The following is a 7,961-nucleotide window of genomic DNA, read 5'->3' on the forward strand; positions in this document are numbered from 1 at the left end:
GTTCATCATTATGGAAGACATTGTTGTCTCAAAGCTAAGTGATTCATTTGCTCTGGTCGCAGGACCGTTGGCCAGTGTTAATAAAGATGAAATATATTTTTGAAACAACTTGGGCAAATGAAAGAGCATATTTTATCTTCTCAAGCAGAGGGGATGATAATTACTTAGAAGATCCTGAGCATTACTTACTAAGAACAGCTTGGCCAAAAACAGGCTTAACTCTTGAAGGTAATGAACTAGTTAATGAAACTAGGTTAAATGAGCTAGCTGTTGACTATAAAAAAAGGTTGTTTTCTTGGACAAGAGACAGCGGCAAAAATTGAATCTAGAAGAGGTGCTGCTAAGTACCCTTGTCTTGTAGAACTTATAAGTGGACAGATTTTTGAGTATTCTGGCTTTAAAAAAATCTGGGGTGAATTTGAGGAAGATGGAAAGAAGTTTGCTCTTGTTCAACTTACTAGAGAGGATCGTGTCCATGGAAAAATCCTCAAAAATGATGAGTCAGAATTTAAAGTAATTTCAATTGATCAAACTTCTAAAACGGCGCATGAAAAAGCTGAGGAATTATTTCTCAAGGCAGTAGAGCTTTTCCAAAATAGAGAAGATGAAGTTGCTCTAACTTTATTAGATAGAGCAATTGAAATTGATCCTACATATGCTGATGCCTATGAGTCTAAAGGCGCTATTTTGGGTCAGTTAGATAAGTTTGAAGAAGCCATTAAAGTGATGGATGAGCTTCTTGAAGTCGATAAAACTTCCGTTATGGCCCATACTAATAAATCTCTTTTCTTTCATGAAGATTGGCGAAATAGAAAAAGCTGAGGAAGAGAAATCTTTAGCGACAGTTGCTAATTTTCAAAAACTTGGTGAAGAGGCCAAGCTGAAAAGACAGCTCAAAGAAGAAGAGGAAAAGAAGCTTGCTGAAATGCAAAGAAGAGAAGAAATGTTTAAACAGGTAATAGAAATGGATCCTGTTGATGCAATTGCAAACTTTGGAATGGCAGACATACTCTTTTTTAGTAGGCGAGTTTGAGCAGTCATATGACCATCTTCAAACTGTTTTAAAAGAAAATGAAAAGTATTCGACAGCTTACTCTTTATTGGGAAAAGTTTGTGAAAAATTAGGACGTAAAGACGAAGCAGTAGCCGTTTACGAAAAGGGAATCGGTGTGGCATCAAGTCAAGGTGATATGATGCCAGCAAATGAAATGCAGTCCGCCTTAATCAGCTTCGTGGTAGTGCTCATTAATCCCATCTAGGTGATTTTTGAGCTCTTGCACTTTTTCATAATCAATTATTGATTGAGACTTCAGTTTGTTTTCAATTTCTTGAACAAGGCTTTTCGACGTACTCTTAAGATCTTCATTAATAAAAGAAATGACCTTCATACCTTCTTCAGTAATTTTATTATCTTCAAATGCTTTTTCTAAATCATCCCAGCAATAGTCGATCATAAAATATTCTTCAAGTGTACGAAGCATAACTTTATTCATCTGCTGATCAGAGAATTCATAGCTTTTGATCACATTCTCTTTGGTCGCCAAATAAAGTGACTTGTAGAGAATAAAGGCCCAGTAGAATGTGAAGTATGCATGATAGATTCCACGAACAGGCCTTAAAGCTCTTCGCCATGGACTGTAATAGATTTTTTCATCATCTTCGATTAAAAGTTCTTCGACATTAAGAAAATGATTTCATGTAGTGATGACCGTTTCATGTAATAGATCATCAAGTAAATCTAAGAAGTCTCTTTCAAACGTGTTGATACTAGAGAAGCCTGGTAATGATTGCATTGAATAACTGACAATGCCTTTCTCATTAATAGGAATAATGACTTTTGTGAAATTTATAAATGTTGTATATAGAGCGGGATTAGCTTCTTTAATAATAGATAAGGCTAATTCGATCTTAGACTTAAAATGATCTAAGTCTGAATCTAGTTCTTTTGAACTCATGTGAAGATTAAACACCATTATCTAAAGGTTGTAACTTTATTATTAAAAGTTAAATTGTTTCTTTATCAGCAGTAATATATTCACCATCACTAGATTGCTTGAATATAAAACGATCCGGGTTATTGGATTTTAAATTGTAAATAAGAGTGTGAGTTAGAATTGAATAGTCTGTTGTGACCGTCACCAAGCTCTGGAACATTATAATAAGAAATTTCATTAAAGCTAATTGATTGGTCTATCTGAAGAGAAAGGAATCCAATGATTTGCCCCTCTAATAAACTTAAGTGAAATTTAGAAGTTGATAGGAGATCCTTACTCTCATTGATCATATTTAGAAATGATTTCGCATAATCACTATCATGCCAGAAATTGAATAGTTCATCTTCAGTTTCACTCAACTCAAACTCACTATCACTTATAACAAGTTCTTCGTGGAGATATATCAGATAAACGAGCTTTTCAATGAGCTTGAGCCAGTACCAATTGATGTCAGAATAGTTATTGAGCGCATCTGAGAAAATAGCCTTTTTAAAGAATGTTTGAAAGTTTTCACTAAGATGGATATTTTCGTATTCTTCATTAACATCTTCTCTATATTCAGCAATAGTTTCTTTATAGAGTTGGTGGACTTTATTAATCGCTTCTCTCTGGAAGTCATCTTTAAGGATTGTTTCTAGTTTTTTCATAAAATAAGATTAGCAAAAAGCAGATAAATATCTACAGGGTAGATAGTGAGAAATATCAATGTTCGGAGAAAAAAATGGCTGGGATGCGGGGATTCGAACCCCGGACCAATAGATTAACAGTCTACTGCGCTACCGCTGCGCCACATCCCAGTATTCTTTGGTAAGTAGATAATTTTATAAAGACTTTTTCGTTCTTTGTCTAGTAGGGAAAAAAACTTTCTTTTTACTAAGTGCCTGATAATACATAAAACACTAAAGATTTTCTTAATTTTTTCTATTATTAACCGATAATAGTAATCGGGTATAAGGAAAATTATATGGCCGCAGTATCATTATTAGGCGAAGTACTAAGAATCATTACACCAGAAGAGATCTCAGAGCTCACAGCAAGCTCTAGTGGCTCCAATCGTATTGAGCTAACAGATATGTTGGATCAGTTCGAAAAAGGCGAGACGTTCAATTTTGGAGACAATGAAGAGGGTGCAAAGATATTACCGTTTAGTAGGAATATCGAGCCTGAAACTGTTGAAAAATCGGAACCATGTTTGGCCGGGGCGGCCGTATGCGAATATATCCAGCACTACGTTGATAAGAGCAAAATTGGTGACACCTCAAGAGATAGCTCTGGAAACACTGTCGAGACTTCAATTTTTATTTTAAAAGAAAAAGAAAGATTCAAATATGTTCAGTCGAAACTAAAGCAAAAAGAGGTTATGGGACTATATATGAAAAATGCTGGAGTCGATATTGAGCAGGAGAAGACTTTAAAAGATGACCTTTCAAAGTCTTCTCGAACTGGTGTATTAGTTAACAAAAAACAATTTTAATCCATAAGTCCAACAATTGAACCTGTTGGAGTTGTATCTCTAATTTCAAGAGAAGCCATTTGATAAACACAGCTATCAATAGTTGAAACTGCCGCAGGTCTATAATTACCAGAATTTTTAACTCCACCAAAAGGAAGTTTAGAACTAGCACCAACAGTTGATCTGTTAAGGTTAATCAATCCGGCATCAATATTTTTAACAGCATGATCAAATTTAGCTTGTTCAGATGTAAAGACAGAGGCCGCAAGACCATATTCTGTTCTATTTGCAATATCAATTGCTTCATCAAAATCATTAAAAGGTATAAATGTACAGTTAGGTCCAAAAATTTCTGAACTTAAGAAGTGACTGGCTTCATCAAATTTTTGAGCAAGGTGAATTGATGGTGAAACATAGTAACCAGGATGTTTCTTATCAAGCTGTTTTCCACGCATAACTTCTTCAATACCTTCGCGTTTAGCCATTCCCATATAAAGCAAATATTGATCAAGTGATCTTTGATCAATAAGAGGACCCATAAATGGAGTTTCCTCATGTTCAACAGGGTGATCTACAATTATTCTTTTAGCCATTTCATGAAATTTAGAAATTAGTTCTTGATGAATATTCTCGTGAACGGCAACGATTGCTGTAGAAGTACATCTTTGTCCTGTTGTAAGAAAAGATCCTTTTATCAATTCCTCTAAGACGAAATCCATATTTACATTTTCATCAATAATAGCAGGGTTCTTCCCTCCTAACTCTAATGAAACGAGTTTGCTTAAATCAGTATAAGTGCTTTCAATAATTTTTAGTCCAACTTCTTTTGAACCAGTAAAGAAAACACCCTTAATATCTTTTGACTTTAAAATTCTTCTTGCTGTTTCTCCATCACCTTGAACGAGGTTTACAACACCTTCTGGGAAGCCAGCATTTGCAAGGCAATCAAACATAAGTTGTGAACTGTAACATGTTTTCTCAGATGGTTTAAAGATAATTGAGTTTCCAGCAATCAGTGCACTCAGTATCTGTCCATTAGCTAGGTGGCACGGAAAATTAAATGGTCCGATGATAAAGCTAGGACCAACTGGTTTATAATGAACGCTTCCTTTTGTATTTGGAAGGATATCTTCATACTCCTTAAGTTCAATTCTTGGTAGAGAGTCAGAGATTGTGACATCTACTTTTGCAATAAGTGCACCAGCTTCTGTCTTTGCTTCCCAAAGAGGTTTACCAACTTCAAGAGCAATTGCTAGGGCAATTTCATCGGCCTTATCTTTTAAGAGATTCTGGTAGTTTCTAAGAACCTTGATTCTCTCTTCTATACCTGTATTTCGCCATGTCTTAAAACCTTTAACAGATGACTCAACGATTTCATCAATATGTGTATAGTCAACAGGGAGATTCCATAGTTCTTCAGAAGTATTTGAAGGACATTCTCTCTTGATGAAAATTTCAGTAGCACTTGGTCCAGATGTGATAGGTTGAACATATCTATTGTTGAAGTAATTTCCTTTTAATTCAAACATCTATTCTCCTTATAGTGGAACAACAGTCTTATTGTTTAAAGTTGAATTTGAAAAAAGTGATTCAAATTCTTTATCAATAATTAGTTTGTTGTTATCAATTTTAGCTTTAACACAGTAGGCTTCAAAGATTTTATTAGTATCATCAACGAGATACCATTGAACTTCATCTTTAAGCTCATCAAATGAAATATCTACTATTGCTTTATTTTTAACAGGTTTTAATTCTTTTAAAGGGCAGCGGTAATGTGGCCCTCCATCAAAAGGGTCAACTTCATTCGTATATTTAAACCCAATTGATTCAATCATTTTCTTTACTGGAAGAGTGTCTTTTCCTACTTTTCCAACAGCATTTCTCGCTTCAATTGGAAGAAGTGTTTCATAGATTGTTCCAGAGGGGAACAAACTAAGAATGAACTCCTTATTCTTTCTACTAAGGAGATCAGCATCATGGTATTCCATATTTAAGAACCTTCTACCGATTGCCTCCCAAAGAGGTGAACGACCTTCACTGTCAAATGGTGGCATTAGCTCAGTATGAATAAGCTCTTTGAATTTATTCGGATGCATTGCCATATAAAGAAAACGAACAAAAGAAAGTTGCTTTCCTAGTTTATATGGATTGCCGCGATAGCTTGGGTTGAGAATAAGACCACCGATCTCTGACGGGCCATTTGTATCAAAACCTAGCTTAAGAGTTCCGTGAATAAAGCCAGTGTTAATTGACTGACTAAACTTATTCTCCTGACCAACTGTGAGATAGAAATGTGGCTCCTCTTCAGTTCCATGTTGAGCATGAATCATAGAACAACCAATAACATTATTCTTTTCTAAGTCTTCAAGAACAAAAATATAATGATTTTCTGCAAGATCATCGGATGGTTTTTCAAAAGTCTTCAGTGAATTCTTGACCTTCTCTTCAATCATATCTCTATCAGCAGGTAAGTTAATAAATGTATATAACTTACTTAACTCAAAAAGATCATCGATATCTTTTAATTGAACGGCTCTTAACTTAAACATTTAATATACCTTATTTAACAACCTCTAAAACAGTCTGTTCGATAATTTTGAAGATCTCGTTGATATGTTCATCAGTTAAAGAAAGCGGAAGCAAGAGGCGCACTCTTGTCGGTTGATTACCGGCCATGAACGCAATAATTCCATTTTCAAAAAGCTTCTTAATGAACTCGATAGTGATGTCTTTTGAAGCATCACCAACTTCAAAAGCGATCATTGTTCCAATTCCACCTGAGTAATTAATCTTACCTTTACATGAGTTCTTTGAAAGATGATTTAATTTCGATAGGAATGTATGTTCAAGTTCAGCGATTCTTCCATTCTCTCCATAGAAGTTTCCTTCAGTGAGATAACGAATGATTTTTTCACCTGCATTTAGAGCTGTAAGAGAACCATTGAATGTTCCAGCAATTAGTCCAGGTTTTGGGTTAAGTTCTTCTGTGAATAATGCTCCACATACTTGAAGAGCTTTACCAACAGTTACGACATCTACGTATTGATCTAATCCCATGTTCTGGAAGGCAAAGAGCTCTCTTGTTCTACCAAAAGTTTGAACTTCATCAATCCAGATATAAAGATCATTCTCTTTTGCCCAGTTAAAAACACCTTCGTAATATTCTTTAGGTCCGTAGATAAATCCACCTTCTCCTTGGATGATTTCCATCATAAGGGCACAGTGTTGATTAGGATTGGCTTTCACAACTTCTTTAAGGGCCGTGATTGTTTTTTCTAATGCGTTTTCTGGATCTGTTTGATCAAAGTGTGGCACGTGATCTACTTGAACAGATTGAGGCATTCCTTGTCTGTAAGCTTCATTGTGCGTGATATCTTGTGTCGCAACTGATCTACCAGCAAATGCTTTTGTACATGCGATTAATCTATATTTTGGTTCTTTCTTTTGCCAGATTAGCTTGAGTGCAAGATCGTTTGCAAAACTTCCTGAACCAGTGAACCAAAAGTGCTTAAGTCTACTGTTAGAAACATTCTTCATGAGCATTTCAGTAATCGCTGCAGCTTCAGGATAAGGTTGTAGGTTTCCACACATTACTGTGTCTGAACATGCAGACTCAAGGTGAGCTTTAATATAGAGAGGATGTGAATGGCCAAGAATATTTGGACCAATACCTCCAATTAAATCATATTTGATTGAACCATCAATTTGCTCAGTAAAAGGACCGTGCCCTCTTCCTGATGACATATAATTGTAGAAGAAACCTTTCCCTCTATTTGCTGTATATTCTTTCAGAGCTGATTCTACTAAGTGAGCTTTATCAGCATCAGGTTTTCTTACCTGCATATACTTTTGCTGCTCAAGAAGAATAGATGAAAATAACTTATTCATTTGATCTTGTATTTCAGGTGACGTTACTCTGATATCCATTTATTATCCTTTATTAGGTAGAATTATCACTAGCTTGCAAAGCAAAATAGAGCAGATGATAATATTATTAACATGGCAGATACTAACATAAATAAACAGGTAAAAGAATTAGAACAACTCTATTTAGACGGAAAGTATACCGAGCTAAAGGAGAAGCTAGTTAAGGATCGTGACTCGCTGAGTCCAGGTGTTTTTCACTATAATCTTGGAACAATTCTGGCCAAGGAGGGAAACCTTGCGGCCGCACGATACAATCTCGAAAAAGCTAAGAGTCTTGGATTTAGCCACCCAGCGTTGATTAAAAACTTGGACAGTGTGACTAAAAAGGTACAGGTAACTCAGTACAGCTCAGAAAAGCCTTTAGATATCAAACTATTAGAAGGGTTTGTCTTTACTCCTGATAGCTTATTTCTTTTAGCTTCTCTACTATGTGCCTTATTTATGACAATTCTTCTTAGAATGAAACTTATAAAGAATAGGTATATCTTCGTTGCTTTACTGGCGTTGAGTACAACTCCATTTCTTGTAAAAAAGTACCACTATAATACTACATATATGACAGCGGTGAATATTAAAGCAACAAAAGT

At 35.3% G+C, this 7,961-nt stretch carries 12 protein-coding genes and 1 tRNA gene; 6 read left to right on the top strand and 7 right to left on the bottom strand.

The genetic code is table 11. From position 1 onward, the window contains the following. Positions 1-86: 86 nt before the first annotated feature. Genes M901_RS01235 through M901_RS18290 form a run of 4 tightly spaced genes read left to right on the top strand, consistent with a single transcriptional unit; the run spans position 87 to position 1,259 of the window. The gene (locus M901_RS01235) at positions 87-323 is read left to right on the top strand and encodes a hypothetical protein (RefSeq protein WP_034719415.1); all 237 of its coding nucleotides are present in this window, start codon (positions 87-89) and stop codon (positions 321-323) included. After that, positions 271-822: a tetratricopeptide repeat protein gene (locus M901_RS01240; RefSeq protein WP_021276348.1), complete on the top strand. Its 552-nt coding sequence runs from the start codon at positions 271-273 to the stop codon at positions 820-822. Before M901_RS01235 ends, M901_RS01240 begins: the two co-directional genes overlap by 53 nt. Then, positions 794-1,033 (top strand): hypothetical protein, encoded by a 240-nt coding sequence (locus M901_RS01245; RefSeq protein ID WP_021276344.1) that lies wholly within the window; start codon positions 794-796, stop codon positions 1,031-1,033. Before M901_RS01240 ends, M901_RS01245 begins: the two co-directional genes overlap by 29 nt. Beyond that, positions 978-1,259, top strand: coding sequence for a tetratricopeptide repeat protein (locus M901_RS18290; RefSeq protein ID WP_157679755.1), 282 nt, complete (start codon positions 978-980; stop codon positions 1,257-1,259). Before M901_RS01245 ends, M901_RS18290 begins: the two co-directional genes overlap by 56 nt. Here M901_RS18290 and M901_RS01250 read toward each other — a convergent pair. From M901_RS01250 to M901_RS01265, 4 genes are all read right to left on the bottom strand, one after another. Beyond that, positions 1,221-1,526, bottom strand: a complete 306-nt coding sequence (locus tag M901_RS01250; protein WP_021276346.1) for a flagellar biosynthesis protein FlgM — start codon at positions 1,524-1,526, stop codon at positions 1,221-1,223. The two genes, M901_RS18290 and M901_RS01250, sit on opposite strands and share 39 nt — an antisense overlap. Before the next feature lie 168 nt (positions 1,527-1,694). Then, positions 1,695-1,955: a hypothetical protein gene (locus M901_RS01255; protein ID WP_021276342.1), complete on the bottom strand. Its 261-nt coding sequence runs from the start codon at positions 1,953-1,955 to the stop codon at positions 1,695-1,697. 119 nt (positions 1,956-2,074) lie between these two features. Next, a complete protein-coding gene (locus M901_RS01260) occupies positions 2,075-2,641 on the bottom strand; it encodes a hypothetical protein (protein ID WP_021276338.1) in 567 nt (188 codons plus the stop codon). 75 nt (positions 2,642-2,716) lie between these two features. Further along, a tRNA-Asn gene (locus M901_RS01265) sits at positions 2,717-2,791 on the bottom strand. Between the two features lie 167 nt (positions 2,792-2,958). Here M901_RS01265 and M901_RS01270 point away from each other — a divergent pair. Continuing rightward, positions 2,959-3,468 carry a hypothetical protein gene (locus tag M901_RS01270; protein WP_021276345.1) on the top strand — a complete coding sequence of 170 codons (510 nt, stop codon included), beginning with the start codon at positions 2,959-2,961 and terminating at the stop codon, positions 3,466-3,468. Here M901_RS01270 and M901_RS01275 read toward each other — a convergent pair. The 3 genes from M901_RS01275 to M901_RS01285 are packed head-to-tail and all read right to left on the bottom strand — an operon-like array spanning position 3,465 to position 7,374. Continuing rightward, positions 3,465-4,976, bottom strand: a complete 1,512-nt coding sequence (locus tag M901_RS01275; RefSeq protein WP_021276347.1) for an aldehyde dehydrogenase family protein — start codon at positions 4,974-4,976, stop codon at positions 3,465-3,467. The two genes, M901_RS01270 and M901_RS01275, sit on opposite strands and share 4 nt — an antisense overlap. Before the next feature lie 9 nt (positions 4,977-4,985). Then, positions 4,986-5,996, bottom strand: a complete 1,011-nt coding sequence (locus M901_RS01280) for an arginine N-succinyltransferase (RefSeq protein WP_021276343.1) — start codon at positions 5,994-5,996, stop codon at positions 4,986-4,988. Between the two features lie 10 nt (positions 5,997-6,006). Next, positions 6,007-7,374 (bottom strand): aminotransferase class III-fold pyridoxal phosphate-dependent enzyme, encoded by a 1,368-nt coding sequence (locus M901_RS01285; protein ID WP_021276341.1) that lies wholly within the window; start codon positions 7,372-7,374, stop codon positions 6,007-6,009. Between the two features lie 72 nt (positions 7,375-7,446). Between M901_RS01285 and M901_RS01290 the strand changes: the two genes are divergently transcribed. Beyond that, positions 7,447-7,961: hypothetical protein (locus M901_RS01290; RefSeq protein WP_021276339.1), on the top strand; the 515-nt coding region annotated here is incomplete at its 3' end.

This window comes from Bacteriovorax sp. DB6_IX, from assembly GCF_000447775.1.
Taxonomy (GTDB): Bacteria; Bdellovibrionota; Bacteriovoracia; order Bacteriovoracales; family Bacteriovoracaceae; genus Halobacteriovorax_A.

Bases quoted from the DNA above. Each gene is read 5' to 3' on its own strand.
- M901_RS01235 (WP_034719415.1), top strand. From the start codon at position 87: ATGAAATATATTTTTGAAACAACTTGGGCAAATGAAAGAGCATATTTT.
- M901_RS01245 (WP_021276344.1), top strand. From the start codon at position 794: ATGAAGATTGGCGAAATAGAAAAAGCTGAGGAAGAGAAATCTTTAGCG.
- M901_RS18290 (WP_157679755.1), top strand. From the start codon at position 978: ATGCAATTGCAAACTTTGGAATGGCAGACATACTCTTTTTTAGTAGGC.
- M901_RS01255 (WP_021276342.1), bottom strand. From the start codon at position 1,955: ATGAGTTCAAAAGAACTAGATTCAGACTTAGATCATTTTAAGTCTAAG.
- M901_RS01260 (WP_021276338.1), bottom strand. From the start codon at position 2,641: ATGAAAAAACTAGAAACAATCCTTAAAGATGACTTCCAGAGAGAAGCG.
- M901_RS01270 (WP_021276345.1), top strand. From the start codon at position 2,959: ATGGCCGCAGTATCATTATTAGGCGAAGTACTAAGAATCATTACACCA.
- M901_RS01275 (WP_021276347.1), bottom strand. From the start codon at position 4,976: ATGTTTGAATTAAAAGGAAATTACTTCAACAATAGATATGTTCAACCT.
- M901_RS01280 (WP_021276343.1), bottom strand. From the start codon at position 5,996: ATGTTTAAGTTAAGAGCCGTTCAATTAAAAGATATCGATGATCTTTTT.
- M901_RS01285 (WP_021276341.1), bottom strand. From the start codon at position 7,374: ATGGATATCAGAGTAACGTCACCTGAAATACAAGATCAAATGAATAAG.